Genomic DNA, 25764 nt, shown 5'->3' on the forward strand with positions numbered 1-25764 from the left:
GGTCGGGGTATTTGACGGAACTTGCCAGCTCTTGACGGGCCCTGTCCGCCCCGTTGACCGGGGCATGGCGACGGTGTGAGGGTTCCGGGCACCCCCACACCCCGTGGTACCCCACACCATTGGAGCTCTGAATGAAACGCAGATTGCTGACCGCCGGCACCACCCTGGCCGTGCTGGGCGGCATGCTGGGTGGTTTCGCCGGGCAGGCGTCCGCCGCCCCGACCCCCGCCCCGCTTGCGCCGACGCCACTGGCCGCGGCGGTCTCGGCCGCGGATCTGGCCGCGTCGGCCGGTCTGGACGCGCTGGCCAAGGGTCCTGACGAGGCGTACGAACGGCAGTCCGTCACCCCCTTCCTCGGCGGCCTGTACTCGGTGTCGTACGAGCGCACCTACAAGGGCCTGCCGGTGGTCGGCGGCGACGCGGTGGTGCTCGCCGACGGCCAGGGCAAGGTCCGGGCGGTGCAGAACGCGGCGTCCGGCCCGGTCGGTGTGCCGACGAAGGCCAAGGTGAGCGCGGCGGCCGCCGAGCAGGCGGCGCGGGCGAGGCTGGCGAAGGTCGACTCCGCGGAGGCCCCGCGCCTGGTGGTCCGGGTCAAGGACGGCACCTCGCGCCTGGCCTGGGAGTCGGTGCTGTCGGGTTCGAACGAGAACCGGCCCAGCCACCTGCACGTGTTCGTCGACGCGATCACCGGCGAGGTCGCCGACAGCTACGACGACGTGAAGGCCGGCACCATCAACAGCAAGTGGAACGGCCCCGCGGGCCTGACCATCTCCACCACCGGATCGGGCAGCTCGTTCTCGCTGCGCGACCCGAACCGTCCGGGCCTGCAGTGTTCGGACTACTCGACCGGTTCGGTGTTCACCAAGTCCTCCGACTCCTGGGGCACGGGCGCCGCGACCTCGAAGGAGACCGGCTGCGCCGACGCGATGTTCGCGGCGCAGAAGGAATGGGACATGCTCCGCGACTGGCTGGGTCGCAACGGCCACAACGGCAACGGCGGCAGCTGGCCGGTGAAGGTCGGTCTGAACGACGTCAACGCGTACTGGGACGGCTCGACCATCTCGATCGGCCACAGCCAGGCCAACGAGTGGATCGCCGCGATCGACGTGGTGGGCCACGAGTTCGGCCACGGCCTCGACCAGTACACGCCGGGCGGCGCGTCCAGCAACGAGGCGGGCCTGGGCGAGGCGACCGGCGACATCATGGGTGCGCTGACCGAGGCGTACGCCAACGAGCCGGCCCCGTACGACTCCCCGGACTACACCGTCGGCGAGATGATCAACCTGGTCGGGCAGGGCCCGATCCGGGTGATGTACAACCCCTCGCAGATATCCGGCAACCCGAACTGCTACTCGGCGTCCATCCCGAACACCGAGGAGCACGCGGCGGCCGGCCCGCTGAACCACTGGTTCTACCTGCTGGCGGAGGGTTCGAACCCGGGCGGCGGCAAGCCGTCCAGCCCGACCTGCAACTCCTCCGGCGTGACCGGCATCGGCATCCGGGACGCGGGCCGGGTCTTCTACGGCGGCATGCTGCTGAAGACCAGCGGCATGACGTACAAGAAGTACCGCACCGCGACCCTGACGGCGGCCAAGAACCTCGACTCCACCTGCAACTTCTTCAACCGCACCAAGGCCGCCTGGGACGCCGTCAGCGTGCCGGCCCAGCCCGGCGACCCGACCTGCGTGGGCAACCCGACCAGTGACTACTCGCTGGCGCTGAGCCCGGCCGCGGGCACCGTGCAGGCGGGCAGCTCGACCACCGCGACGGTCTCCACCGCGATCGTCACCGCCCCGGCGGCGACCGTCTCGCTGTCCGTCAGCGGCGCGCCGAGCGGCACCACCGCCACCGTCTCCCCGTCCTCCGTGCAGTCCGGCGGCTCGGCGACGCTGAGCATCAGCGTCGGCGCGAACACCCCGGCGGGCACCTACCCGCTGACCGTCACCGGCTCCGGTCCGGCCACCCACACCGCGCAGTACCAGCTGACGGTGAACGGCGGCGGCAACCCCGGCGGCTCGGCCCCGGACATCGACGTGGCCAAGGTCCAGGCGCACCTGAGCCAGCTGTACACCGTCGCGCAGCAGAACGGCGGCAACCGCCGGGCGGGCAGCGCGGGCTACACGCAGTCGCTGGCGTACGTCAAGGGCAAGCTGCAGGCGGCGGGCTACACCGTCACCGAGCAGACCTGCACCTCGTGCAGCTACACCTCCAACAACCTGATCGCGGACTGGCCGGGCGGCCCGTCGGACCAGGTCACCATGTTCGGCGCGCACCTGGACTCGGTCTCGGCCGGCCCGGGCATCAACGACAACGGCTCCGGTTCCGCGGTGCTGCTGGAGAACGCGCTCGTCCTGGCGCAGCAGAACCCGACCATGACCAAGCACGTCCGGTTCGCCTGGTGGGCCGGTGAGGAGCAGGGCCTGCAGGGTTCGCAGTACTACGTGGGCCAGCTGTCCTCGACCCAGCGCTCGGCGATCAAGGGCTACTACAACTTCGACATGGTCGGCTCGACCAACGCCGGCTACTTCATCAACAACGTCAACTCGGCCACCGCAGCCCCGCTGAAGGCGTACTGGGACTCCCTCAACCTCCAGCCGGAGGAGAACGTCGAGGGCCAGGGCCGTTCCGACGACTACTCGTTCCAGCAGGGCGGCATCCCGACCTCGGGCTACGCGGCGGGCGCGGACGCCGTCAAGACGTCCGGTCAGGCCGCCAAGTGGGGCGGCATGGCGGGCCGTTCGTACGACTCCTGCTACCACCAGTCCTGCGACACCACCTCGAACGTCGACGCGACGGTGCTGAACCGCAACGCCGACGGCGTGGCGTACGCGATCTGGAAGACCTCGGTCGGCGGGACCACGCCGATGAACGACTTCAGCGTCTCGGTCAACCCGGCCACCGGCACCGTCCAGGCCGGCTCGTCCGCGACGGCGACGCTCTCCACCGCCACCACCTCGGGTGCGGCGCAGAGCGTGGCGCTGACCGCGAGCGGCGCGCCGTCGGGCGCCACCGTCTCGTTCAGCCCGTCCACCGTCTCCAGCGGCGGCAGCTCGGCCCTGACGGTCGCCACCTCGGCCTCCACCCCGGCCGGCACCTACACCATCACCCTGACCGGCACCGGCGCCTCCGCCACCCACGCCACCACCTTCACCCTCGTGGTGAACGGCGGCGGCAACGGCGGCGGCACCTGGGCCGCCGGGGTCAACTACAACGTGGGTGACGTGGTCACCTACAACGGCGTCAGCTACCGCTGCGTGCAGGCCCACCTGTCGCAGAGCACCTGGACGCCGGACGTGGTCCCCGCCCTCTGGCAGCGCGTCTGACCTCGGGGCACAGCGGCATCTGGCGGGTGGCGTCGCAGCCGGTTGGGGGACGGGCCGCGGCACCACCCGCCTCCGGCGTTCCGTCAGGCGGGCAGTCGCACCACGGCGACACCGGCCTGGGACTCGCCGAACCCCCAGCCCATGACGAGCGAGCAGCCGACCGCGTCCACGACGTCGCTCCACGGCCAGTGCTCGGAGCCGCTGCAGAACCCGCCCTCACTGCGCGCGTCGGCCTCGGAGCGGCACAGCGGCCGCAGGTGGTCGCGGAGCCCCGGGTGGGAGAGCGCGCCCAGCCGCTTCTCCCAGGGCTCGGCGGCGGCACGGTCGGTGCGCAGGTCGTGCCCGGTCACCAGGTGTCCGGGGCCACGCCCGGTGAAGGTGGCGGCCCGCATCGCCCCGTCCAGGGTGCCGTCGGTGGCGACCCGCAGCACGACGGTCAGCCAGTAGTTCAGCTTCCGGCAGCTCTCGTCGGTCAGGTCGACGCCGTGCCGGCGCAGCAGCGGCCCCAGCTCCGCGCCCCGCACCACCGCCGCGTCCGAGGCGTCCACGGCGGCGACGGCGCGCAGGTCGGCGACGAAGGCCTCGTCGAACGGCCGGGGGCCCTTGTGCCCGTCCTCGCCCCACGCGCCCGTCGCGGCCAGCAGGTCGGGGTCGAAGCGGAACAGCGACGCGCTCAGGTCGAACTGCCAGTTCCACGGCGAGAACGGGTGCGGGCCGTCCGGGTCCGGCAGGTACCGGGGCTCCGCAGCCGCCAGGGCGTCGGCGCCGGCCCAGGAGTTGGGGAACAGGAACTCGTCGAGGCTCTCCGAGGCGTAGTACGCCCCGTAGCGGGCGGCCGGGTCTGCCGCCGCGCCGTCGCCGAGCAGTGTCGCGAAGGCCTCGGCCAGCGCGGCGTCCCAGCCGCCGAGGTCCGTTTCGGTCGTCACGGGTGAACCTTTCTTGCCTGTCGTACCAGGGGAGTTGAGGCACGGTACCGGCTGCGGGTGACAGCCGTTTACGTTCCCCCGACGGGCCGGGTTCGTACGATGGCGCCCGGCCGGACCCGCCAGGGGCCGGCCGGCCTCCGGGGGAAGGGTCGTCCGTTGTCGCACCGCTCCGTGCTGCTCACCGCCACCTCCGCCCGGCTGCGGGCGCTGACCACGACCGACCGGCCCGCGGGCCGACGTTCGGCGCTGCGCGGGCTGGTGGTGCCGGCCGCGGTGGCGCTGGTGCTGGCGTTCGTGCTGAAGACCTTCGTGTTCCAGGTCTTCGTCATCCCGTCCGGCTCGATGATGGGCACCCTGCAGAAGGGCGACCGGGTCGCCGTCGACAAGTTCAGCCCCTGGCTCGGGGACACTCCGCAGCGGGGCGAGGTGGTGGTCTTCCGCGACCCGGGCGGCTGGCTCCCTCCGGAGCCGGGCGCCGGGGGCGTCCTCGGCGGCGTCCGCAGCGCGCTGAGCTGGGTCGGGCTGGCGCCGTCCGCCGACGAGAGGGACCTGATCAAGCGGGTCGTCGCGGTCGGCGGCGACACCGTGGACTGCCGCGCCGGCCGGCCCCTGACCGTCAACGGCACGGCCCTGGACGAGCCGTACGTCTACCCCGGCGCGACGCCCTGCGACGACTACCCCGTCGGCACCGTCACCGTCCCGCCCGGCCACCTGTGGGTGATGGGCGACCACCGCAACGACTCCGCCGACTCCCGCTTCCAGCAACTCCACAACCCGGGCGGCGGCTTCGTCCCCACCGACCACGTCGTCGGCCGCGCCCGCGTCCTGGTCTGGCCGCTCCCCCGCTGGGCCTCGCTGCCCGTCCCCGAGACCTTCCGGCACGTCGGCTGACGGCCGTTCAGCCGGCCGCCCGCTCCAGCCAGGGGTGGCCCGGGTGCACGCGGGCGAGCCATCCGACGAGGGCCCGGCGGCGGTCGGGCGGCAGGTGCGGCAGGACGCGGTCGAAGTCGGCCCGGTCCTTGGGGCGGGTCGCCTTCGCCTTGAACAGCAGCACCAGTTCGGGCCGCAGGTACGGGATGCCGGCGGCGGTCCGCTCGACGACCTCCGCGTAGGGCAGGCGCAGCGACCGGTCACGTCGGCAGATCCACGTCGTGCCGTCGTGCGGCTCGCGGAAGACGTCGAACCGCCACCGGCCGCTCGCCGGTTCGCGCGCCCAGGTCTGGTGGGTGGCGGCGAGCGCCGCGGGCCCGGCGGCGGGCCACACCGTGCCGGAGCCGACCGCGTCGAACTCCAACTCCGGGAAGCGGCCTCGCACTTCCTCGAACGCGGCCGCAGGCACCGCGATCTCCAGATCCCCGTGCGGTCGGCCCTCCCGCCCGAGGAACAGGTCCAGCGCCCACCCCGCCGCCACGCACCACGGCACTTCCAGCCCCGCCAACCGCGACGCGACCTGCCCGGGCCGCCACGGCTCCGCCCAGCCTTCGGCGATCTCCCCGTCATCGGGCCGGGCGCCGCCCGGCGGTTCGGTGTCCGTCATCCCTCGACCCTGGACCCTCTGCTACGACACCGGTGCCAGCCGCAGGCGGTGGAGGGGCGTCCACGGCGGCGGTTCGGCCGGGCCGAACCAGACGCGGACGTCGAGGCCGGTGCGGACGGGCAGCTGCGGGTAGTCGTTGACGGCGTGTTCGGTGCGGTGCAGGGCGTGTTCGGGTGTCAGGTGCCGGCCGGCGTAGGCGTCGAACTCGGCGGCGGACGGCGGCCGGCAGATCGTCACGCCCACCTCGCGGAGGCCGGGCGCGGGGGTGTAGCCGGGGCCGCGCAGCAGCAGGACGTCGTCGCTGTCGATCATCGTGGCGTTGGCCGCGTCGCGGTGCGCCCGCCACACCGGGCCGGTGTAGAACGCCTCCAGGGCGCGCCGACGCTGCGTCATGTCGGGGAAGGCGCGGATCCAGACGAAGCGGTCGGGATCGTCCAGGTCGCGGAAGCGGCCGCCGAGTGCGATGCCGACGGCCTGCTGGCCGGTGACGAACTCCCGCTCGAACAGGTCGATCAGGGTGTCCCGGGCGCCGGGGTGCAGGGTGTACTGGCGGAGTTCGACGATGTTCACGCGGCTGCCGCTCCGGTCCGGATGGGGGTCGTGGTGCTCATGCGTGGCAGGTTAGGGCCGCTCCCCTGACATCTGCTGTCAGTGGAGAGCGGGACACTTCCGCGCATGCGTGCGAGCCGACTGGTCACCCTCCTGTTGCTGCTCCAGGGCCGGGGGAGGTTGACGGCCCGTCAGCTGGCGCAGGAGCTGGAGGTCTCCGTCCGGACGGTCTACCGGGACGTCGAGGCGCTGGCCGCCGCCGGCATCCCGCTGTACGGCGAGGCCGGGCACGCGGGCGGCTACCGCCTGGTGGACGGCTACCGGACCCGCCTCACCGGGCTGACGGCCGACGAGGCGCAGGCCGCGTTCCTCGCCGCGCTGCCGGGCGCCGCCGCCGAACTCGGCCTCGGCGAGGCCCTCGCCACCGCCCGGCTCAAGCTGCGCGCGGCCCTCCCCGCTCAGGCGCGTGCGCACGCCGACCGGATCCAGGAGTGCTTCCTGCTCGACGCGCCCGGCTGGTACGGAGACGCCGACCCCACCCCGCACCTGACGGCGGTGGCCGGTGCGGTGTGGGCGCGGCGCGCGGTGCTGATGCGCTACCGCCGTTGGCGCGCCCCGGAGGAGATCACCCGGCGGGTCGAGCCGTACGGGCTGGTCCTGAAGGCCGGCCGCTGGTACCTGGTGGCGGACGGGCCGCGCACCTACCGGGTCGACCAGATCCTCGAACTCACCTGCCTCGAAAAGGAGTTCACCGTCCCGGCGGACTTCTCCCTGGCCGCCTGCTGGGCCGCCCGATTGGCCGACTTCCGGGCCCGCCTGCACACCGGCCACGCCCTGGTCCGCCTCACCCCGGAGGGCGCCCGCCGCCTCGGCGTCGCACCGGCCGACGACGGCTGGACGCAGGCCCGGGTCCCGATCGAGTCCGTCGACCACGCGCACGGCGAGTTCCTCCGGCTGGGCGCCGACATCGAGGTCCTCGAACCGCTCGCCCTTCGCGCCCGTCTCGCCGCCACCGCCCGCACCCTGGCGGCCCGCTACGCGCAGTGAGCCGCCCCGGCCCTGCTCCCGGCCGGGGCCCGGGGCCGACAGGGCCTAGGGTTTGGCGGACAGTACGACCGCCCGGAGGACTCCTTGCTTCAGCTTCGACTCATCGTTCCCGCCGACCTGCGTGCGCAGGTGCTCGACCGGCTGGACGCCTGCGTCGGCGTCGCCCACGTCGCGGTGCTGCCCGGCGGCGCGGTCCGGCCGGCCGGCGATCTGGTGCTGTGCGACGTGGCGCGCGAGTCTGTCGACGAACTGCTCGGTGAGCTGAGGGCGTTGGGCCTGGCCGAGCGCGGGGCGATCACCATGGACGAGGCCGGGCTGACCATCTCGCGGGCGGCCGAGGAGGCGGAGCAGCAGGCCCCGGGCGAGGGCGCGGACGCGCTGGTGTGGGAGGAGGTGTCGGGGATCGTCCACGAGGAGTCCACGCTGAGCTGGGTCTTCCTCGCCCTGCTGACGGTCGCCACCATGCTGGCCGCCTGCGGCGCCGTCCTGGACAGCGCGATCCTGGTGGTCGGCGCGATGGCCGTGGGCCCGGAGTTCGGTCCGCTGGCCGGGCTGTGCGTCGCCGTCGTGCAGCGCCGGGCCCGCCCCGCGCTCCGCTCGCTGCTGGCCCTGGTGGTCGGGTTCACCGTGGCGATGGTCCTCACCGTGGGGTTCGCGTTGCTGATGGACGCCCTCGGGCTGTTCAGCGACGCCGAGTTCGCCGCGGCCCGCCCCAACACCTCGTTCATCTGGCAGCCGGACGCCATGTCCTTCGTGGTGGCCTTCCTCGCCGGTGTCGCGGGCCTGTTGTCGCTGACCTCGGCCAAGGCGTCGGCGCTGGTCGGGGTGGCGATCTCGGTCACCACCGTGCCGGCCGCGGCCAACGCCGCCGTGGCGGTCGCCTACGGCGAGTACGCGCAGGGCTGGGGCTCCGCCGTGCAACTCGCCCTCAACCTGTCGGGGATCGTCCTGGCCGGGGTGCTGACCCTGCTCGTCCAGCAGGGCGCCTGGCGACTCGCGGCCCGCAGGCCGCGCTGAGGCGGGGCCGTCAGTCCGGTGGCCGGAGCGCCTCGCGGGTGGCGGGGAGGTGCCGGGTGAACAGCAGCGCGCCGGCGGTGATCACCGTGCAGGCGAGGACGGCGGACTTCAGGCCCTGGATCTGCGCGTCCCGGTAGTGGCCGACGATCGCCTCGGCCTCCTGCGGCGGCACGTCGGGCCGGGCGGCCAGGGCGGTGGCGACCTGGTCGGCGGGTACGAACGACACTCCCGCCGCGACGTGCGTCACGGTCTCCTGCGCGACGGCCGCGCTCACCCGCGGGTCGCTCTCGATCCGGGTGGTGACGGACGCCGCGAGGGCTCCGACCAGGAGCGCGCCGATCAGCGCCGTGCCCAGCGAGGAGCCGAGGTTCTGCGCGGTGTACTGGAGGCCGCCGGCCTCGCTGCGCTCCGCCGTCCGGACGCTGGACTGCACCGTGTTGCCCAGCTGGGAGGCGAGCATGCCCAGGCCGATGCCGAGCAGGGCCATCGCGCCCGCGAACGAGCCGCCCTTCAGCTCCGGCCCGATGGCGGTGATCAGCCACAGTGTGGCGGCGAGCAGCACCAGCAGGCCCAGCCGGACGATCGTCCGGGTCGAGGCGAACCGCAGCAGCAGCGAGCCGCACATCGAGGTGGCGAGCATCGCCACGGAGACCGGCAGCAGCCGCAGCCCGGTCTGGAAGGCGTCCAGTCCCTGCACCACCTGGAGGTAGAGCGGGATGACGAAGAACAGTCCGAGCAGCACGGTGTTCTGGTTGAACAGCGTCACCAGCCCCGCGCGCAGCGGCCGGTTGCCGAACAGGTCCAGCGAGACCAGCGGTGTCCCGCCGCTGCGCTCCCGGTGCCGTTCATGGACGCAGAACGCGTACAGCAGCGCGGCGCCGAGCCCGATGGCGAACAGCGTCGGCGCGAAGCCGAGGACGGTGAACGGCGGGTTGCGCGGCTGGACCCAGCCCCAGGTGCCGCTCTGCAGGACGGCCAGCACCACCAGGGCCAGGCCGGCGGCGGACAGCGCGGCTCCGAGCACGTCCAGCCCGGACCGCTCGGTGGGTGCGGGCTGCGGCGGGATCCAGCGCATCACCGCGAGGATCGCGACGACCAGGACCACCTCGCCTGCGAACACCAGCCGCCAGGTCAGGTACGTGGTGACCCAGCCGCCGAGCAGCGGCCCGACGGCGATGCCCGCGCCGGCCAGGCCGCCGACCACGCCGTAGGCGATCGCCCGCTCGCGCCCCTGGTAGGAGCCGGCCACCAGGGCGGCCAGCGCCGGCAGCACCAGCGCCGCGCCCAGTCCTTCGATCACCGACCAGCCGAGCGCGAGCACGCCGACGGTCGGGGCGAGCGCGGTCAGGCCGGAGCCGATCCCGTACACGAACAGGCCGATCACGAAGACCCGTCGGCGGCCGATCATGTCGCCGATCCTGCCGCCGGTCAGCATGAAGGCCGCCATCACCAGGGTGTAGAGGGTGATGACGGCCTGGATGGTGGTCACGTCGGTGTGGAAGTCCGCGACCAGCTGGCTGATCGACACGTTCATCACCGAGGCGTCCAGCACCATCAGGAACTGCGCCGTCCCGAGGACGACCAGCGGCTTCCACCTGTTCACTGCGCCTCCCGGGCTGCCCGGCTCATCCGTTCCCCGGTGGCGGACCGGCGGCCGTCCGGCGTCAGCCGCCGAGGATCCGCGCCTTCTGCGCGGCGAACTCCTGCTCGGTGAGCACGCCCTTGTCCTTGAGCGCGGCGAGCTGCTGGAGTTGTTCGAGCTTCTCCTCCATGCTCGGGGCGCCCGTCTGCGCCGGCGCCTGCGGCGGCGGGGCGGGTTCCGCGTAGACGACCTGCTGGGCGTCCTGCTGGGCCCACCGGCCGGCCTGCCGACGGGAGACCCGGTTGGAGACGGCGGTGGCGGTTCCGGCGACGACCGCGGTACGGGCGACGCCGCGGAGCAGTCCGGGCATGGTTGTCCCACCTTTCCTGTTCGATCACGTGCGCTTCGACCGCTCCCCGGCGGGCCGGGCGAGCGGCCCGGTCAGCTCGTGGTCCCGAGCTCGTCGATCGCGTCGAGCACCTCGACGAGGTCCTGCAGCGGGACGCGGCCGCCGGCGAGCATCCGGGCGTCGGCCCGGCGCAGCGCGGCGGCCAGCGGGGCGGCCCACCGGTTCTCGTAGAGCAGGACGACCGCGGAGTCGCCGGGGTCGAGCAGCGCGCCGGCCTCGGCGAGGTCGGCGTCGCCGAGCAGGCCGGAGGAGACGCCCTCGAACACGGCGAGGTCCAGCTGCCCGTCCCCGTCGAGGTCGCCGATCTCGACGCCCGCGATCGTGCCGTCGGCGCCCTTCCGGACGAACGTCAGGTCGAGGATCCGGATGATGCCCCGGTCGACCAGGTCGACCAGCAGGGGCATTCCCTCACCGGTCAGTCGGCTGCCCGGGAACGAGATCACCAGGTAGTCGATCGGGCCCAGTTCTTCCAGGCCTTGGGGTTGGTTGCTCACGGCGGCTCCCGGGGGGCGGCGGCCGGCTACGCATGCCGACCGGTGTCGGGCCGGAGGCACTCGCCGCCGACCGGCCCACCGTCCACGCTAGCCCCGACCGCGGGCTCCCGCCCCTCCCCCGCCACCGGCGTCGTCACTGTCCGTGAAGACCCGGCACGCCCGCTACGCAGGTCGAGCCGGGTCGGGTCGGTGCGGGCGCAGCAGGACTTCGCTGCCGATCGGGGTGAAGCCGCAGGCGAGGAAGGCACGCAGGGAGCGGGCGTTGCCGGGCGAGACGGCGGCGAACACCGGTTCGCCGTCCGGGACGAGGGTGAGCGCGTCGGCGATCAGCGAGCGCCCGCGGCCCGGCCCGGGGTCGTCCGGCCGGTGCAGCTCGATGCTCAACTCCCGCCGTCCGGCCAGACCTTGAGCGAGCGTCACCAGCCCGCGCCCGTCCCCGTACACGCCCACGTCCGTGCGCACCTCCCGGGCGTGCTGCACCCGCGGGTGGCCGTCCGCGCCGTCCAGCGGCCCCAGTTGGGCGGGGCCGCCCCGGCCGCGGGCGACCAGCGTCGCGTCGATGCAGCCGATCCAGCCGCCGGGCCCCGCCAGGTACCGCAGGAAGTCGGGCCCCATCGACTCCCCGAACCCGTCCGGCCCCTGCGCCTTCACCTCGGCCGCCGACCGCGCCGTGGCCACCACCGCGTGCCCGGTGAACGCCACCGACCCCTCCAGTCCGCCCCCGAGTGGCGGAACCACCGTCACCCCGCCGTCCACCGGCGGAAACCTGCCCTCGGCCGCGTCCAGGAAGTACCCCAGCAGCGGATGCGCCTCGCCCATCCTTCAACCACCACCCGTCAGTTGTGGATCACCGCCCCCGAACCTACGCCTCGCGGCGGCCCCTTTCCCACTCGCCCGGGTGACGGCCCGTCCGGCTCGATACGGTCGACACATGCACGAACAGCTCGACCCGGCCGCCGACACCGGACTGACCGTCTTCCGGTGCGCCGCCTGCGACGCCGCCCTGACCGGGGCGCTGCGGCAGTTGCCCGCCGTCCCCCCGCCGCCGTTCCATGCCTGGTGGGAGGCCGAGACATCGGGACCGTCGCCGGCGACGGTGCCGGCGGGCTGCTTCGCGGTCGAGACCGGGCCGTGCGGCCCGCTCTCGGCGACCGGTACGGGGGGCATGCCTCGCGAACGCGTGCCCGACGCCAACGGGCAGCCGCTGATCCCGCGAGGCCCGCAGGGCAGCATCGTCCTCAATCCCGACGACGCCTTCGGTCTGGAAGTGCGCCACGCCTCGGCGGCCTGCTGCGGGGCGACGCCGAACGGCGGAATGAACCAACTGTGCGCCTGCGGCACCCTGGTGGCCACGCTCTGCTCGGACTGCTGCCTGCCGTACGAACTGCACCTGGCGGCCGACCGGGTCCGCGCGGTCCGGGTCTGACCTCCGGCCGCAACGGGGACGCGCAGCCCCGGGCTCCGCACCCGCTCGCGGCGCGCACGGTGGCGCAGTTCGGGCGGGTGCGCGCCGGGACGCGGTAGTACGTACCACCCGATCGGCCGAGCCGCAGCACTCTCGCATCGATCGGGGCCGCGTCGGGCCGCCATCATCGTGCCGGTACCCGAACCACCGTGACTGCCGCCGCCATTGGCCGACCCAGGCGAGCGCTCGCGCGGTACGGGCTGCCCCTCCCGCAGTGCCGTTCGAAAGGTCCCACGCCCCATGAAGCTCCACCGCCTGACCCGCCTGACCCGCCTGACCCGCCTGACCCGCCTGACCCGCCTGACCCGCCGGATCGAGTCGTTCGCCGCCGCGCTCGTCCTCGCCGCCGGTGCCTTCACGGGCGCCTCCCCGGCGCACGCGGCCAACTCCTGCGAGGACGCGGTGCGTTGCCTCTCGCAGCCCTACGCCGGGACCGGACAGGTCGTCTCGAAGGAGATCTCCGCGGCCGGTCCGTCCAGTGGCCCGGCAGCCCGGGGGACTCGAACCGGATCCTTCACGCGCCTGGGTTGACGAACCTTCGGCCGGCCTCGCGGTCGTTGTCCGAAAGAACATCCGACCGTCACTCGCCCCGTCAGCACCACCAGAACTCATCGCCGACCCGGTGGGCGGCCTGCACGGCCGGACGGCGGACGGCGGGGTGACGGGCCAGCAGGTCGCTGATCAGCCATGAGTCGAACCACACTGCGCCGCGCCGGCGTGGTGAGGGCGGATCGTCGCGGTCGATCTCGGCGCGCAGCCGGCCCGGGACGCGGACGGCGGAGCGGGTGCGGGGGAAGGCGAGGCACCGCCAGACCTCGACGTCGAGCGGGACGCCGGTGACACCGGGCGGGGTGGGCCAGGGGCGGCCGGTCTGCGGATGCCGCGGGACGAGGGCCAACGCGGGGTACCGGGCCGCCGGCGGGCGGCCGGGGCCGTACAGCGCGCAGTGCTTCGGGAGCCCCTCGGCACCGATCACGTAGTGGCTCAGGGCTCGGCCGAACAGGGCGGCGGCCTCCTCGTCGTCGAACACGACGGGCGCGCCGTCGGCGGCGACTATCAGGTCGACGACGGTCACGCAGATCTCCTGCCTGCACCGGTGGTTCCAGCGGCCGTCCGCATCGACCGGGGGAACGGCGAAACGCTCGTGGACCACGTCCGTCCACTCCACGACGGGCGGCTCGGGGCCGGCGGGGACCGCGCGGACCGCATCGGGATCCAGCCAGACGGCCTGCCAGAACGAGCAGTCGTCCTCGCGTGCGCCGACGGGGCGCCCGCAACGGGCGCAGGCCACGTTGGGACCGCCATGGGCGGTGAGGCCGCAGCAGGCGCCGTCGGCGCGATCGAGTATCAGCGCGGTGCCGATGTCGTCGCCGGGCGCCAGCAGGATCCGCCCGGCCGTGCCGTCGGACACCCAGTGGTGAACGGGGGCGTAATAGCCGCGCGCCTCCGCCTCGTCGTCGGTCAACTCGTCCCACGGCCGCCAGGGCGGGCCGAACGGATCCGGGTCGACCGCGTAGTTCCCGAGGTCCAACAGGGCCGGCAACTGCACACCGTTGCCGATCTGGTGATGGGCGTACGGCGGAAACCGGACCCGGCTGACCGGCCGGGTGAGTGCGCTCGCACAGTGCGCGCACGCGAAGAGCTCCAATGGGCACCCTCCTTCGACGACGCGCACAAGATCGCACGCCAACCGGTTCGACCGCAAAGGATTTTCGGCGGCACCTCGACCCGGGAGCCCTGCAAGAACGTTCAGTCCAGCTCGCGGCGCAACGCCTCGTCGACCTGCCTGCGCTCATAGCCGAACCGAACGATGTCGAACGCGGCCGGCCGCGGCCGCTGCCCGGGCGGCAACGCGAGATGCGCGTCCACCTGCTGCCGGTCGTATCCGCGCCGCACCACATCGAACCCGGACTCCCCGACGGGCTCGGCGGCGGCCCGACGCTGCCACCAACGGGTGCGGCGTTCCTCGGTCATGACTGCGATCCTCCCCCGTCGGCGGTTGCTTGCCGCGATGCTACCTGCCGGTCCGATCGATGCCATGACGCACCATCAGCACCACGCCGGGGTCGCCGGACCGGTGCGGTGTCGGTGACCGGCACTACGGTGCGGGCCGTGGACGCCAATGATCTTGAGCACCGGGCCCGGACGGTCTCCCGCTGCATCCCGCCGGAACTGGTCTCCCGCCTGCTGGCACACGGTCATGCCACCGTGGTGGCGGACCGGGCGGGGCGCGGCGAGTGGCTCTGCGCGCAGGCCTGGGCCCGGCTGCTCGCCGAACGGGGCTGCCTGGCCGAGGCGATCGAGGTCCTCGCCCCGTACGCCGCGACGGGCCGGTGGACGGCGGTCGTGGCGCTGGCCGAACTGTTGGAGGACCGGGGACGGATCGACGCGGCGATCGAGACCGTCCGGGCCCGCACGGCCCTCGGACACCCGAACGCACTGGAGTACTACGCCCGTCTGCTGGCCCGCCACGGCCGAGCCGCAGAGGCGTTCGACCTGCTGCTGCCGCACGTCGGCAAGTCGTCCATCGCCGACGCCCTGGTCGACGTCGCCCACGTCGCCGACCGCGACGAGGAAGCCGCCGAACTGCTCACCGCCCGGGTCGACGCCCACCGGTGCTCGGACTTCCCGTGGTGCTGCAACGGTTTCGACACCGACACCGCGCTCGGCCTGCTCGCCACGATCCGCGAGCGGCAGGGCCGCGTGGACGAAGCGATCGCCCTGCTCGCGCGTCGGCGTTTCGCCTCGTCCAACGGCCACGACCAGTCGGCCGAGCTGTTGGCCCGGCACGACCGCGTCGACGAGCTGCGCGCCTACGCGGCGGGTGACGGACGGGACGCCGCCGCGGAACGGCTGGTGCAGCTACTGGAGGAGCGCGGGGACGTCCACGGCGCGATCGCGGTGTACCGACAGCACAGCGGGCGGGCGCACTCGGCATTCGGACTCGCCCGACTCCTGGCCCGCCACGGCCGGGGCGAGGAGGCGATCGACACACTCCGCGCCCGGGCCGACGCCCACCCCGGGGACGACTGGGCTCTCCACACCCTCGCCGACCAGTACCTCGCCCAGGGCCGCCCCGCCGACGGCCTGGCCCACCTCGACGACCTCGCCACGCTGCGCAACGGCGAGGAGGCGTGGGACCTGTACCGGCTCCGGCTGCCACTGCTCGCCGCCCACCTCGGAGTCGACGCGGCCATCGCGCAGGCCCGCTCCCACCCCGAAGGCGCCACCTCGTACGCGGCCTCCGATCTCGCACAACTCCTCGCCACGGCCGGCCGCACCGAGGAGGCCATCGCCGCCCTCCGCGTGCACGAGGGCGAAAACCTCGACACCCTGGCCGAGCAACTCGTCGTCCTGGGCCGCGTCGAGGAGGCTCTGGCGCTCCATCGGCACACCGAACCCCCGCCGCCACTCGTACCGACAATCCGCCTGTGGGCCGACGAGCCGCCGAGGTGACGACCTGGCCCGACAGCCGGACGGGGCCGTCGGCGCACGAACGCCACATCATGCGGGCGGCGGAGCTGTAACCGCAGAACCGGAGCCCGCACCACAGGTGTCCGCATCCGTCGACGGCGGCACCATCTGGCACCGCATGGCACCACATGGCGCCGTGTGGCACCGCATGGCACCGCCTCGAACCGCAGCCCCGCCCGCCGTTCGGAGAGCCATCTCCGCAGGTCATCCCGCACCTCGCGTCAAGCCACCAACCACTGCCACCAAAGGAGTTGATGTGGCATCAGATTGGTGCCACGATGGGGCCATGGACCTCACCCCGTATGTCGACAACCTCCGGCGCGAGTTGGCCGTGGCCGCCGAGGCCGGAGGGGCCGATGCCCGGGCGTTGGCCGATCGGTTGACGGCGCCGTTGGAGTCGGCGGTGCGGCTGGCCATGCTCAATGTGCTGTCGGATGCGATGGCCGAGGTCACGCGCGAGCTCGCCCCGGGGTCGGTCGATGTACGACTGCGGGGCCTGGACCCGGACTTCGTGGTCACTGCGCCGCTCGCCGAGAGCGCCCCGGCCGGGCCCGCCGGTCTCCCGTCGACCTCCCTCCCGCCGGCCCCCCTGCCACCGGCCGATCCGTCCGGCGTCGAGGACGACGGGGGGACGGCCCGGATCAATCTGCGGCTGCCGGCCCAGTTGAAGGCGCGGGCCGAGGCGGCGGCTGCCCGTGAGGGGCTGTCGGTCAATGCCTGGCTGGTGCGGGCGGTGGTGTCCGCCGTCGAGGACGGGGGCCGGGCGCGGGGGCCGGTGGAGCGCTCGCAGGCGTTCGGCCAGAGCTTCACGGGCTGGGTCCGCTGAGCCCCGCACCCCCCCACGATCAAGCCCCGAAGTCCCCGACTCCTCTGACGACCCGTGAGGACGGTATCGCCATGCCTTCTTTCGACACTCCCGAGCCGATCTCGCTGAACGCCCAGGTGTCCGCGGGCTCGGTGCACGTCATCGCGACCGACCGCGCCGACACCGTGGTGGTGGCCCGGCCGCGCGACCCCGATCGCGAGGCGGACGTGCGGGCCGCCGAGCAGACCGAGATCGGCTTCGCGGGCGGCGTGCTGACCGTCCGCACGCCCAGGCAGCGCCATCTGCTGGGGCGGACCGGCACGGTGGACGTCGCGGTCGAGCTTCCGGCCGGCTCGCGGCTGGAGGCCGGCGGCGCGTGGACGCAGGTGCTGGGCGAGGGCCGGCTGGGCGAAGTGCAGGTGAAGACCGCGTCCGGTGACGTCCGGCTGGACAGCACCGGGCCGCTGCGAGTGACCGCGGCACACGGGTCGATCGCCGTCGACCGGGTGCACGGCCTGGCGGAGATCACCACCAGTTCGGGCAGCGTCCGGGTGGGGCTGCTGGACGGCCCGGCGGTGGTGAAGAACTCGTACGGCAGCACCACCGTCGCGCTCGCCGCCGACGACCTGCAGGTGAGTGGCGCCAACGGCGACATCACCGTCGAACGGGCCGCGGCCTCGCTGCACGCCAGTACGGCCCGCGGCACCCTGCTGGTGGGGGAAGTCGCACGCGGCATCGTGCAGTTGGAGACCGGCTTCGGCGCGATCGAGGTCGGCGTCCGGGCCGGCACGGCGGCCTGGCTGGAGGTCGGCGCACAGCGCGGCCAGGTCCGCAACTCGCTCTCCGCCGCGGACGCCCCGGAGCAGCACGAGGAGACCGTCGAGATCCGGGCCCGCACCCGCTACGGCAACATCGACATTCGTCGCGCCCGCGACTGACGCTCATTCGGTTTCTGTTTCACGCACACCCCTTCACGCCACTCAACCGGGAGGGCACATGCCTCCATTTGTCATGCCCACACCCAGACGCGGGAGGACGCCGGGCACCCCCGCCGTCACCGCGATCGGCCTGCGCAAGTCGTACGGCGACCGGACCGTCCTCGACAGCATCGACCTCACCATCCCCGCCGGGACGGTGTTCGCGCTGCTCGGACCGAACGGCGCGGGCAAGACCACCACCGTGGAGATCCTCTCCACCCTGGTGGGCGCCGACGGCGGCCAGGCGCAGATCGCCGGCCACGACCTGCTGACCGACCCCGACGGGGTGCGGTCGGCGATCGGGGTCACCGGGCAGTTCGCCGCCCTGGACGACCTGCTCACGGCCGAGGAGAACCTCCTCCTGATGGCCGACCTGCTGCGCCTGCCGCGCCCCCAAGGGCGCGCTCGGGTAAGGGAGTTACTGGAGCGGTTCGACATCGCGGAGGCGGCCGGCCGGCGTGCCGCGACCTTCTCCGGCGGGATGCGCCGCCGGCTCGACCTGGCCATGACGCTGGTCGGCGACCCGCAGGTGATCTTCCTGGACGAACCGACCACGGGTCTCGACCCGCGCAGCCGCCGCACCATGTGGGACACCGTGCGCGGCCTGGTCGCGGGCGGCACCACGGTCTTCCTGACCACCCAGTACCTGGAGGAGGCCGACCAACTCGCCGACCGGATCGCCGTCCTGGACGGCGGCCGGATCGTCGCCGAGGGCACCGCCGACGAGCTGAAGGCGCGCATCCCCGGCAGCCACGTCCGCCTGCGCCTCGCCGACCCGGCCGGGTTCGCACGCGCCTGCGCCGCCTTCCCCGGCGCGAGCCGGGACGAGGAGAACCTCACCCTGCGCATCGCCGGCGACGCAGGTCTGGCCGCCCTGCGCAGCGTGATCGACCGACTGGACGCGGCCGGCGTCCCCGCCGCCGACTTCTCCGTGCACACCCCGGACCTCGACGACGTCTTCTTCGCCCTGACCGGTACCGGCACCGGCACCGACGCTGACACCAGCGCCGGCGCTAACACCGGCACCGGCACCGGCACCGGCACCCCGCACGGCTCCCGCCGACCTGCCGCCGAGGAGACCCCGCGATGAGCAGCACCCTCGCCCTGGCCGCGCACGACTCGATGACCATGCTGCGCCGCAACCTCAAGCACGCGGCCCGCTACCCGGCGCTGACGCTCAGTCAGGCGATGACGCCGATCCTGATGCTGCTGCTGTTCGTCTTCGCCTTCGGCGACTCGATCGGTGCGAGCCTCGGCTCCGGCCCCGGCGGCGGGCGCGACGCGTACCTGGCCTACCTGACGCCCGGCATCCTGGTGATGGGTGTGGCGGGCGGTTCGATGTCCACCTCGGTGGCGATCTGCTCCGACATGACCGGCGGCATCATCAACCGCTTCCGCACGATGAACATCGTCCGGTCCTCGTTCATGACCGGCCATGTGATCGGCAGTGTCGTCCAGACCCTGGTCGGGCTGGTGCTGGTGGTCGCGGTGGCCCTGGCGGTCGGCTTCCGGCCGCACGCGGGCGCGGCGGCGTGGTTGGCGGCGTTCGGGCTGCTGCTCGCGATCGCGGTGGCCGTGACCTGGCTGTCGGTGGCGCTCGGGCTGATCTCGAAGACCGTGGAGTCGGCCAGCAACAAGCCGTTGCTCATTCAGTTCCTGCCGTTCCTGGGTTCCGCGTTCGTGCCGGCCGGCTCGATGGCGCCGGGGCTGCGCCTGTTCGCCGAGTACCAGCCGTTCACCCCGATGATCGAGACCCTGCGCGGCCTGCTGTCCGGGACGCCGGTCGGCTCCGGCGGCTGGGTGTCGCTGGCCTGGTGCGCGGGGATCGGCACAGTCGGCTACGTCTGGTCGCGCCGACTGTTCAACCGCACCACCACCCGCCGCTGAGCGTCCGTCGGCAAACCCCGGCCCGGGCCGGACGCAATCCGTCGGCAACACGGCCGGGGCCCGGAAAGTGATCCGCCGGCCCCGGCCGTGCCGCGCGCCGGTCAGTTCACCGGGGCGTTGACGCGCTCGATCTGCTGGGTGCCGCTGCGGGTGCGGTACGAGCGGGCCCACTTGGTGGTGGCGTCGGGCTTGGTGCGGTCGGAGAGGACGTAGTAGTCCATCTGCGCCCGTTCGGCGGTGAGGTCGAGGACGCCGTAGCCGTGCGAGTCCAGGTCGGTCCACTTGACGTGCCGGTTGGCTGACTGGATCGCGGCGACGGCCACCAGGGAGAGCGTGTGCGGGGCGACCTTGAGGATGTCGTCGATGTTGTCGGAGCTGACGGAGGTGACGACGAACTCGGTGGCGGCGCTGCCGGACGCCGGGTAGGTGGCGGCCTCGAAGGGCACGTCGCAGGCCCAGGCGGAGTGGATGTCGCCGGTGAGGAACACCGTGTTGGTGATGCGGTGGTCCTTCAGGTGGCCGAGCAGTTCGCGCCGGTCGTGGGTGTAGCCGTCCCACTGGTCGGTGTTGACGGCCAGTCCCTCTCCGGGCAGGCCGAGCAGTTGGGCGAGCGGGCGCAGCAGGTAGTCCGGCAGTGACAGGAAGGCGACCGGCGAGATCATCACCTCGTTGCCGACCAGCCGCCAGGTGGTGTCGGAGGCGGCCAACCCGGCCTTCAGCCAGTCGAGTTGGGCCCGGCCGGTGATGCTGCGATCGGCGGAGTCGACATCGCCGTCGCCGATGCCGGCCTGCTGCGAGCGGAACGAGCGCAGGTCGAGCAGGTGCAGGTCGGCGAGCTTGCCGTAGCGCAGCCGCCGGTAGGTGGTGCCGGCGATGGACGGGCGGACCGGCATCCACTCGAAGTAGGCCTGCTTGGCGGCGGCGACCCGGGCGCTCCAGTCGCCCTCGGCACCGGGGGTGTGGTTCTCGGCGCCGCCCGACCAGGCGTCGTTGGCGAACTCGTGGTCGTCCCAGATGGCGATGGTGGGGACGGCGGCGTGCAGCGCCTGCAGGTCCTGGTCGGTCTTGTAACGGCCGTGCCGGGTGCGGTAGTCGGCGAGCGTGGTGATCTCGTTGGCAGGGGCGTGCGGGCGCACCACGGTGCCGCGGGTGCCGTATGCGCCGGAGGCGTACTCGTAGATGTAGTCGCCGAGGAACAGGAAGGCGTCCAGGTCGCCCCGGGCGGCCAGGTGGCGGTAGGCGGAAAAGTGGCCGGCCTCCCAGTTGGCGCAGGACGCGACGCCCAGGCGCAGTCGGTCGACGGCGGCGTCGGTGGCGGGGGCGGTGCGGGTGCGGCCGACGGGCGAGACGGCGTCGCCGGCCAGGAAGCGGTACCAGTAGGCGGTGTCGGGGCGCAGGCCGCGGACGTCGGCCTTGACGGTGTGGTCGGTGGCGGCGGTGGTGGTGACGGTGCCGCTCGCGACGACGGTGGTGAAGGCGCGGTCGGTGGCGAGCTGCCACTGGACGGCGGTGTCGGGCCCGAGTCCGGAGCCGGGCACGGCGGTGGCGCCGGGGGTGACCCGGGTCCACAGCAGGATGCCGTCGGGCAGCGGGTCGCCCGAGGCGACGCCGTGCAGGAACTGGGCCCCGCCGGCGGCGGCTGCGCTGCCGGCGGTGGCGGCGAGCGGCAGGGCGAGGGCGCCGGCGGTGAGGGCGGCCGCCTGGATGACCTGGCGGCGCGCGGGGCGGGCGGTGGGCGCGGTGGCGGTGGGTTCGGTCACATCAGACGAGATTTACTCACCGGTAATGGCTTGTCCAGAGCCCGGGTTGACTATTCGTCAAGCTTTCACCACGATATCGCCAAGACGATCAGGTCGCCTGCGAACCATCCAGGCGCCGTGCGCTTGGGGGCAGGGCCGATGGCCTGGAACGACGACGACATCTGGGCCGGGCCGGAGCCCGCCGCGGCTCCTGGGCACTCCCGCCCCGGCTGCTGGTGGCTGCTCGCCTGCCTTCCGCTCGCATGGTGGGCCGGTTGGGAGCTCGTCCTGCTCGCCCTCCGCTACCCGTCCCCCTGCATCCCGACCGACCAGCACACCCAGGGCGACGGATTCCTGTTCCTCTTCCGCCTGTTGATCACCGTCCCCACCTTCGCCCTGACGGTCCTCGCCGGCCGGCTGGCGGCGAGCCACGGCCGCTCCCGCTGGCGCTTCCTGCTCTGGGCGCTGATCGTCGTGATGGCCCACAAGCTCCTCCGGATCTGGCTCCAGGACCCGGCGGCCTTCTGCTGACGCCCCGGCCCGAGGCCGTACTGCGGCACCGTCAACTCGGCACGCTCCTTCGTTCGGGTGAGGTCCGCGCGCACCGCACCAGCAGGGCAGCGCACCGGCACGACGGCGAGCCCTCCGGAGGCTCCCCTAATCACCTGGTGATCACATCCTGTGACGAAGCGATCGACCGGTTGCGGGCGATCCCCGGGCTCTCGATCTGCCCCCGCCCCTGCTCGTGCTACCGCTGCTGCGCACCGGCTGCCTGTCCACCGTGCTCAGGGTAGAGTCCCCGGACGCCGGTTGGGCGGACGAGTTCGACGCCGAGTTCCACGCCTTGGAGGCGGCCACCGGCCTGCACGACCACACCGCCACGGGAATCGGGGTCGACCAGGTGCTGCGCGAGCTCGCCCGGACCGGCGGGCGGCCGCGGCTGCGGCGGGAGTTGGCGTCTCGTACCAGGCGCTGCAGCCGCCCTGGCGCACGCCCCTCGCAGAGCTCGGCGCGCCCAAATCCTAGGCGCGGCAGGGCGGTCGGCCGGGTCGATGCGCGCCGGCCCGGCCGATGGGGTCCCGCGGTACGGGTTGACGGGCGCCTCGACCGGGGCCGGGGTGTGCAGCGCGGCGAGGAACTCGCCGAGCACGGTCGCGTCCGCGCCCGGGTCGGCGAGCTCCGAGAGCGCCGCGACCCGGCCGGGAGGAACGGCACGACGCTCCACGGCCACGGACACCCCCCGTCGGCCGCCCGATCCGCACCGGCGCCGACACCGGCAGGGGCAGCCGGCCGACCGACTCCGGCAACCGGCGCTGCTCGTGCGCGACGAGCCCGGCGGCCACGGCACGTCGCGGCAGCCGGACGAAATGTTCCTCGCCGATTGGGCGCACCAGGCTGTCCCACTCGTTGGCCGGCACCTCGATCGGCAGGTCCGCCAGAACCGGGGTGCTGCGCGCCGAGCAGCCGACGCACCGGCCCGACCGGGACGGCGACCCCCGCGCCGGGCCTTCGACGACCCGTCACAACGGAGACTCCACGGTCGGCCGGGGGCCTCGGCAGGCAGCGCCGACTCCCCGGCCCCGCCCACGGTTGGTCAGCAGCCCGCCAGGACGTTGGTCAGGGCCGCCTTCTCGGCAGCGTCGACGGAGAGGCTGTAGTAGTACTTCACCTGCACCCAGGCGCGGACATAGGTGCAGCGGTAGCCGGTGACGGGCGGCAGCCACTCGGCCGGGTCCTTGTCGCCCTTGGAGCGGTTGGTGCTGGCGCTGACGGCGAGCAGCTGGGGCCGGGTGACGTCGTTGGCGAAGGCCTGGCGCTGGGCGGTGGTCCAGGCGGAGGCACCGGAGTCCCAGGCCTCGGCGAGCGGGACTATGTGGTCTATGTCCAGCCCGGAGGCGGAGGTGAGGGTGACGCCGTCGTACGCGGAGACCCAGCTGCCGGAGGTGGCGGCGCAGCTCGCGTCGGTGACGACGTTGGAGCCGTCGCGCTTGAGGACGGTCTCCCGGGTGTTGCAGGTGCCCGAGATGGTGATCCAGGTGGGGAAGAGGTCGCGGCTGTAGCCGGTGCGGTCCTCGGCCTTGACGGTGAGTTGGGCCAGGTAGCCGCGGGCGGTGGCGGCGGAGACCGGAGTGGGCAGCGCGGCTTCGGCGGTGCCGGTGCTCGCCGTGACGGCTCCGGCGGCGAGGGCCGCGGTGGCGGCAAGGGTGGCGAAGCGGCGGAGGAAACGATTCGTCACGACGGGAAGCTCCTGGACTGGGCGGCGGGGCAGGGAATTTGGACCCGGCACAGCGTGGCAGCCCAGGGGTCTATGCGGGTAGACAATCCGTCGTGAAGATTGCATTGCCGTCCGGTGACCATCCCGGCCCGCAATGTGAAGGTTCATCATCAAGCGGGCGGCGACCGCCCGGCCCGCGCCCTGCTCAGCGACCGCCCGGCCCGCGCCCCGTTCAGCGACCGCGTGCGGCCGGCCAGCGGTCGAGCGGGAGCGGGCCCCGGGAGCGGATGGTGCGGATCGCGAAGGTGGAGCGGGCGTCCCGGACCGGACCGATCGCCAGGATCTCGTCCAGCAGCACCAGTTCGTAGGTCGCGAGGTCCGGCACCGCGATCTCCACCAGGAAGTCGGCCTCGCCGGAGACCACATGACAGGCCACCACTGCGGGGATCTCGGTCAGCCGCTGCTCGATCTGCCGCGAGGTCTCCCGGGAGTGCTGCTCGACCCGCAGCGAGACGAACACCGTCAGGCCCAACCCGACGCGCTCCCGGTCGAGTTCGGCCCGGTACCCGGCGATCACCCCGTCCGCCTCCAACGCCTTGGTGCGGCGCAGCGCGGAGGACGGCGAGAGCCGGACGGCCTCGGCGAGATCGACGTTGGCGGTGCGGCCGTGCCGCTGCAGGTGCTCCAGGATGGCACGGTCGATGCGGTCGTACTGCTGGCTCGGCATGCCGTGCACCCTAGCGGCCGGCGGGCGATCGAATCTGCCGTTTCACGCGCCCCGCACGGCGAAATTCGCCATCGCGTGCCGCACGTTCGGGGCCACAATCGGCACATGCCCGAGAAGATCACCGCAGGCCGTCCCCCGCTGTCCACCGCCGGGGCGTCCGCACTGTACATCGGGGCCCTGCTGGGCCCCAGCCTGCTGCTGCTCCCGGGGCTGGCCGCCCGCGCCGCCGGACCCGCATCCCTGTTGGTGTGGCTGGCCCTGCTGGTGCTGTCGGGGCTGATAGCCGTCGTGTTCTGCGCGCTGGGCACCCGCGTCGGCTCGGCCGGCGGCGTCGCCGGCTACACCGCCGCCGGCCTCGGCGAACGGGCCGGACGGGCCGCCGCCTGGTGCTTCCTGGCGGGCGTGGTGGCGGGCGCTCCGGTGGTCTGCCTGATCGGCGGCAGCTACGCGGCGGCGGCGATCGGCGCGGGCCAGTCGACCGCGGTGCCGGCGGCCCTGGTGCTGCTGGGCCTGGTCCTGACGGTCCGACTGGTGGGCGTGCGCACCGGCGTGAAACTCCAAATGGTGCTGGTGGCCGTCCTGGTGGCCCTGGTGCTGTTCGCCATGCTCGGCTCCGCGCCGTCCTCCCGCGCCGCCAACTGGACGCCGTTCCTCCCGCACGGCTGGGCCGGCGTGGCGCGCGCCGCACCGCCGCTGATGTTCGCCTTCGTCGGCTGGGAGGCCGCCGCCTCGCTCACCACCCGCCTGCGCGACCCTCGCCGGCAGCTGCGCCTGGTGGTGCTGATCGCCTTCGTCGTGACGTCGCTGCTCTGCCTCGGCCTCGCTGCCGCCACCGTCGCCGTCCTCGGCCCGGATGCGGGCGGCGCCGTCCCGCTCGCGGACCTTATGCGCGCCGCGATCGGCGACAGCGGCCGCATCCTCGCCGTCGGCGCGGCCCTCGTCCTCACCCTCGCCGCCACCAACACCTACCTGACCGGTGCCGCCGAACTGACCGACGCCCTGCTTCCGCCCACCCCCACCCCCGGCCGCCGCGGCTCGTACGCGGTGGTGGCCACCACCGCACTGACCGGCGGCCCGCTGATCGCCCTCGTCGGGTCGGGCGTCCTGACGACGGATCAGCTGGTGGCGGTGCCGACCGCGCTCTTCCTCTCCGTCTACCTGGCCTGCACGGCCGCCGCGATCCGGATCCTCGACGGACTCCCCCGCCTGGCCGCCCTGGTCTGCTGCCCCGCCGTCCTCGCCCTGGTCCTCGGCACCGGCTGGCCGGTCCTCGCCGTCGCCGCCGTCGCCCTGACCGCGGCGGTCCTTCCCGGTAGGCGCTCGGGCTCTGCCGCTCCGGACGATGCCCTCGAACTCCGGGACGAGACCGCAGCCCTGACCGCCCACGAAGGCCACTGAGTCGACGGGACGACCACGCGCGCACACCGCACGGCCGTCCCGTCAGTGCCGCACCCCCGCTTTCGCGGAGCACGACGAGACCGCCAAACTCCTCTGAGGGACAGCCGCTTTGGCCTCCCGCGAAGGTCGCCGGGCCGACGGGACGGCCGTGCACACGCAACGCGCGGCCATCCCGCCGCTCCGTCTCCCCCGC

The 25764-nt window shown here is 73.5% G+C and carries 25 protein-coding genes; 13 read left to right on the forward strand and 12 right to left on the reverse strand.

Annotation, left to right across the window (positions count from 1 at the left end; translation table 11 throughout):
• Positions 1–131: 131 nt before the first annotated feature.
• Positions 132–3323 (forward strand): M28 family peptidase, encoded by a 3192-nt coding sequence (locus ACI1MP_RS00575; protein ID WP_404867332.1) that lies wholly within the window; start codon positions 132–134, stop codon positions 3321–3323.
• Between the two features lie 83 nt (positions 3324–3406).
• Here ACI1MP_RS00575 and ACI1MP_RS00580 read toward each other — a convergent pair whose 3' ends face one another.
• Positions 3407–4249, reverse strand: coding sequence for a hypothetical protein (locus ACI1MP_RS00580; protein WP_404867333.1), 843 nt, complete (start codon positions 4247–4249; stop codon positions 3407–3409).
• A gap of 156 nt (positions 4250–4405) precedes the next feature.
• Here ACI1MP_RS00580 and lepB point away from each other — a divergent pair, with 156 nt between their 5' ends.
• The gene (gene lepB, locus ACI1MP_RS00585; protein ID WP_404867334.1) at positions 4406–5140 is read left to right on the forward strand and encodes a signal peptidase I; all 735 of its coding nucleotides are present in this window, start codon (positions 4406–4408) and stop codon (positions 5138–5140) included.
• A 7-nt stretch (positions 5141–5147) separates the two neighbouring features.
• Here the strand turns inward: lepB and ACI1MP_RS00590 are convergent, their stop codons facing one another.
• Positions 5148–5786 carry a nucleotidyltransferase domain-containing protein gene (locus ACI1MP_RS00590; RefSeq protein ID WP_404867335.1) on the reverse strand — a complete coding sequence of 213 codons (639 nt, stop codon included), beginning with the start codon at positions 5784–5786 and terminating at the stop codon, positions 5148–5150.
• A gap of 21 nt (positions 5787–5807) precedes the next feature.
• Positions 5808–6356 carry an NIPSNAP family protein gene (locus tag ACI1MP_RS00595; RefSeq protein ID WP_380330585.1) on the reverse strand — a complete coding sequence of 183 codons (549 nt, stop codon included), beginning with the start codon at positions 6354–6356 and terminating at the stop codon, positions 5808–5810.
• Between the two features lie 105 nt (positions 6357–6461).
• Here ACI1MP_RS00595 and ACI1MP_RS00600 point away from each other — a divergent pair, with 105 nt between their 5' ends.
• Together ACI1MP_RS00600 and ACI1MP_RS00605 are read left to right on the forward strand one after the other, a co-directional pair.
• Entirely contained in the window at positions 6462–7382 is a 921-nt protein-coding gene (locus tag ACI1MP_RS00600; RefSeq protein WP_404867336.1) for a helix-turn-helix transcriptional regulator, read from the forward strand.
• A gap of 84 nt (positions 7383–7466) precedes the next feature.
• Positions 7467–8399, forward strand: a complete 933-nt coding sequence (locus tag ACI1MP_RS00605) for a DUF389 domain-containing protein (protein ID WP_404867337.1) — start codon at positions 7467–7469, stop codon at positions 8397–8399.
• Positions 8400–8409: 10 nt separating this feature from the next.
• Here ACI1MP_RS00605 and ACI1MP_RS00610 read toward each other — a convergent pair whose 3' ends face one another.
• The 4 genes from ACI1MP_RS00610 to ACI1MP_RS00625 all read right to left on the reverse strand — a co-directional run bounded on the left by ACI1MP_RS00610 (position 8410) and on the right by ACI1MP_RS00625 (position 11703).
• Positions 8410–10002: an MFS transporter gene (locus tag ACI1MP_RS00610; protein WP_380330594.1), complete on the reverse strand. Its 1593-nt coding sequence runs from the start codon at positions 10000–10002 to the stop codon at positions 8410–8412.
• 61 nt (positions 10003–10063) lie between these two features.
• The gene (locus ACI1MP_RS00615) at positions 10064–10351 is read right to left on the reverse strand and encodes an SHOCT domain-containing protein (protein ID WP_043912117.1); all 288 of its coding nucleotides are present in this window, start codon (positions 10349–10351) and stop codon (positions 10064–10066) included.
• Positions 10352–10422: 71 nt separating this feature from the next.
• Complete coding sequence (locus ACI1MP_RS00620) at positions 10423–10884, reverse strand: DUF6325 family protein (protein ID WP_404867338.1); 462 nt, start codon at positions 10882–10884, stop codon at positions 10423–10425.
• Between the two features lie 162 nt (positions 10885–11046).
• On the reverse strand, positions 11047–11703 hold the full coding sequence (locus ACI1MP_RS00625) for a hypothetical protein (RefSeq protein ID WP_380330603.1): 657 nt from the start codon (positions 11701–11703) through the stop codon (positions 11047–11049).
• Positions 11704–11815: 112 nt separating this feature from the next.
• Here ACI1MP_RS00625 and ACI1MP_RS00630 point away from each other — a divergent pair, with 112 nt between their 5' ends.
• Complete coding sequence (locus tag ACI1MP_RS00630) at positions 11816–12310, forward strand: hypothetical protein (protein WP_380330606.1); 495 nt, start codon at positions 11816–11818, stop codon at positions 12308–12310.
• A gap of 279 nt (positions 12311–12589) precedes the next feature.
• Entirely contained in the window at positions 12590–12880 is a 291-nt protein-coding gene (locus ACI1MP_RS00635) for a hypothetical protein (RefSeq protein WP_404867339.1), read from the forward strand.
• A gap of 61 nt (positions 12881–12941) precedes the next feature.
• Here the strand turns inward: ACI1MP_RS00635 and ACI1MP_RS00640 are convergent, their stop codons facing one another.
• Together ACI1MP_RS00640 and ACI1MP_RS00645 are read right to left on the reverse strand one after the other, a co-directional pair.
• The gene (locus ACI1MP_RS00640; RefSeq protein ID WP_404867340.1) at positions 12942–13997 is read right to left on the reverse strand and encodes a hypothetical protein; all 1056 of its coding nucleotides are present in this window, start codon (positions 13995–13997) and stop codon (positions 12942–12944) included.
• A gap of 101 nt (positions 13998–14098) precedes the next feature.
• Positions 14099–14323, reverse strand: a complete 225-nt coding sequence (locus ACI1MP_RS00645; RefSeq protein WP_404867341.1) for a hypothetical protein — start codon at positions 14321–14323, stop codon at positions 14099–14101.
• Positions 14324–14461: 138 nt separating this feature from the next.
• Here ACI1MP_RS00645 and ACI1MP_RS00650 point away from each other — a divergent pair, with 138 nt between their 5' ends.
• From ACI1MP_RS00650 to ACI1MP_RS00670, 5 genes are all read left to right on the forward strand, one after another.
• Complete coding sequence (locus tag ACI1MP_RS00650) at positions 14462–15805, forward strand: hypothetical protein (RefSeq protein WP_404867342.1); 1344 nt, start codon at positions 14462–14464, stop codon at positions 15803–15805.
• A 304-nt stretch (positions 15806–16109) separates the two neighbouring features.
• The gene (locus ACI1MP_RS00655) at positions 16110–16649 is read left to right on the forward strand and encodes a toxin-antitoxin system HicB family antitoxin (RefSeq protein ID WP_380330623.1); all 540 of its coding nucleotides are present in this window, start codon (positions 16110–16112) and stop codon (positions 16647–16649) included.
• Positions 16650–16720: 71 nt separating this feature from the next.
• Positions 16721–17566 (forward strand): DUF4097 family beta strand repeat-containing protein, encoded by an 846-nt coding sequence (locus tag ACI1MP_RS00660; RefSeq protein ID WP_404867343.1) that lies wholly within the window; start codon positions 16721–16723, stop codon positions 17564–17566.
• 73 nt (positions 17567–17639) lie between these two features.
• On the forward strand, positions 17640–18695 hold the full coding sequence (locus ACI1MP_RS00665) for an ATP-binding cassette domain-containing protein (RefSeq protein ID WP_404867344.1): 1056 nt from the start codon (positions 17640–17642) through the stop codon (positions 18693–18695).
• Positions 18692–19492 (forward strand): ABC transporter permease, encoded by an 801-nt coding sequence (locus ACI1MP_RS00670; protein WP_404867345.1) that lies wholly within the window; start codon positions 18692–18694, stop codon positions 19490–19492. The genes ACI1MP_RS00665 and ACI1MP_RS00670 overlap by 4 nt, the downstream gene beginning before the upstream one ends.
• A gap of 101 nt (positions 19493–19593) precedes the next feature.
• Here the strand turns inward: ACI1MP_RS00670 and ACI1MP_RS00675 are convergent, their stop codons facing one another.
• Positions 19594–21252, reverse strand: coding sequence for an alkaline phosphatase D family protein (locus tag ACI1MP_RS00675; RefSeq protein WP_380330636.1), 1659 nt, complete (start codon positions 21250–21252; stop codon positions 19594–19596).
• Positions 21253–21390: 138 nt separating this feature from the next.
• Between ACI1MP_RS00675 and ACI1MP_RS00680 the strand changes: the two genes are divergently transcribed.
• Positions 21391–21762: a hypothetical protein gene (locus tag ACI1MP_RS00680; RefSeq protein ID WP_380330639.1), complete on the forward strand. Its 372-nt coding sequence runs from the start codon at positions 21391–21393 to the stop codon at positions 21760–21762.
• Between the two features lie 1063 nt (positions 21763–22825).
• On the opposite strand, the gene ACI1MP_RS00685 is transcribed toward ACI1MP_RS00680, so the two are convergent.
• Positions 22826–23467 carry an HNH endonuclease family protein gene (locus ACI1MP_RS00685; protein ID WP_380330642.1) on the reverse strand — a complete coding sequence of 214 codons (642 nt, stop codon included), beginning with the start codon at positions 23465–23467 and terminating at the stop codon, positions 22826–22828.
• A 211-nt stretch (positions 23468–23678) separates the two neighbouring features.
• Positions 23679–24173 (reverse strand): Lrp/AsnC family transcriptional regulator, encoded by a 495-nt coding sequence (locus tag ACI1MP_RS00690; RefSeq protein WP_043912098.1) that lies wholly within the window; start codon positions 24171–24173, stop codon positions 23679–23681.
• A gap of 105 nt (positions 24174–24278) precedes the next feature.
• Between ACI1MP_RS00690 and ACI1MP_RS00695 the strand changes: the two genes are divergently transcribed.
• Complete coding sequence (locus ACI1MP_RS00695) at positions 24279–25571, forward strand: APC family permease (RefSeq protein ID WP_380330645.1); 1293 nt, start codon at positions 24279–24281, stop codon at positions 25569–25571.
• The last annotated feature ends 193 nt before the right edge of the window (positions 25572–25764 follow it).

Source organism: Kitasatospora griseola (assembly GCF_044999035.1).
In the GTDB taxonomy this organism is placed as follows: domain Bacteria; phylum Actinomycetota; class Actinomycetes; order Streptomycetales; family Streptomycetaceae; genus Kitasatospora; species Kitasatospora griseola.

Excerpts from the sequence above, each read along its gene's own strand:
- ACI1MP_RS00655 (WP_380330623.1), top strand. The coding sequence starts at position 16,110 with ATGGACCTCACCCCGTATGTCGACAACCTCCGGCGCGAGTTGGCCGTG.
- ACI1MP_RS00670 (WP_404867345.1), top strand. The coding sequence starts at position 18,692 with ATGAGCAGCACCCTCGCCCTGGCCGCGCACGACTCGATGACCATGCTG.
- ACI1MP_RS00615 (WP_043912117.1), bottom strand. The coding sequence starts at position 10,351 with ATGCCCGGACTGCTCCGCGGCGTCGCCCGTACCGCGGTCGTCGCCGGA.
- ACI1MP_RS00630 (WP_380330606.1), top strand. The coding sequence starts at position 11,816 with ATGCACGAACAGCTCGACCCGGCCGCCGACACCGGACTGACCGTCTTC.
- ACI1MP_RS00665 (WP_404867344.1), top strand. The coding sequence starts at position 17,640 with ATGCCCACACCCAGACGCGGGAGGACGCCGGGCACCCCCGCCGTCACC.
- ACI1MP_RS00575 (WP_404867332.1), top strand. The coding sequence starts at position 132 with ATGAAACGCAGATTGCTGACCGCCGGCACCACCCTGGCCGTGCTGGGC.
- ACI1MP_RS00695 (WP_380330645.1), top strand. The coding sequence starts at position 24,279 with ATGCCCGAGAAGATCACCGCAGGCCGTCCCCCGCTGTCCACCGCCGGG.
- ACI1MP_RS00600 (WP_404867336.1), top strand. The coding sequence starts at position 6,462 with ATGCGTGCGAGCCGACTGGTCACCCTCCTGTTGCTGCTCCAGGGCCGG.
- ACI1MP_RS00690 (WP_043912098.1), bottom strand. The coding sequence starts at position 24,173 with ATGCCGAGCCAGCAGTACGACCGCATCGACCGTGCCATCCTGGAGCAC.
- ACI1MP_RS00680 (WP_380330639.1), top strand. The coding sequence starts at position 21,391 with ATGGCCTGGAACGACGACGACATCTGGGCCGGGCCGGAGCCCGCCGCG.
- ACI1MP_RS00660 (WP_404867343.1), top strand. The coding sequence starts at position 16,721 with ATGCCTTCTTTCGACACTCCCGAGCCGATCTCGCTGAACGCCCAGGTG.
- ACI1MP_RS00635 (WP_404867339.1), top strand. The coding sequence starts at position 12,590 with ATGAAGCTCCACCGCCTGACCCGCCTGACCCGCCTGACCCGCCTGACC.
- ACI1MP_RS00625 (WP_380330603.1), bottom strand. The coding sequence starts at position 11,703 with ATGGGCGAGGCGCATCCGCTGCTGGGGTACTTCCTGGACGCGGCCGAG.
- ACI1MP_RS00590 (WP_404867335.1), bottom strand. The coding sequence starts at position 5,786 with ATGACGGACACCGAACCGCCGGGCGGCGCCCGGCCCGATGACGGGGAG.
- ACI1MP_RS00645 (WP_404867341.1), bottom strand. The coding sequence starts at position 14,323 with ATGACCGAGGAACGCCGCACCCGTTGGTGGCAGCGTCGGGCCGCCGCC.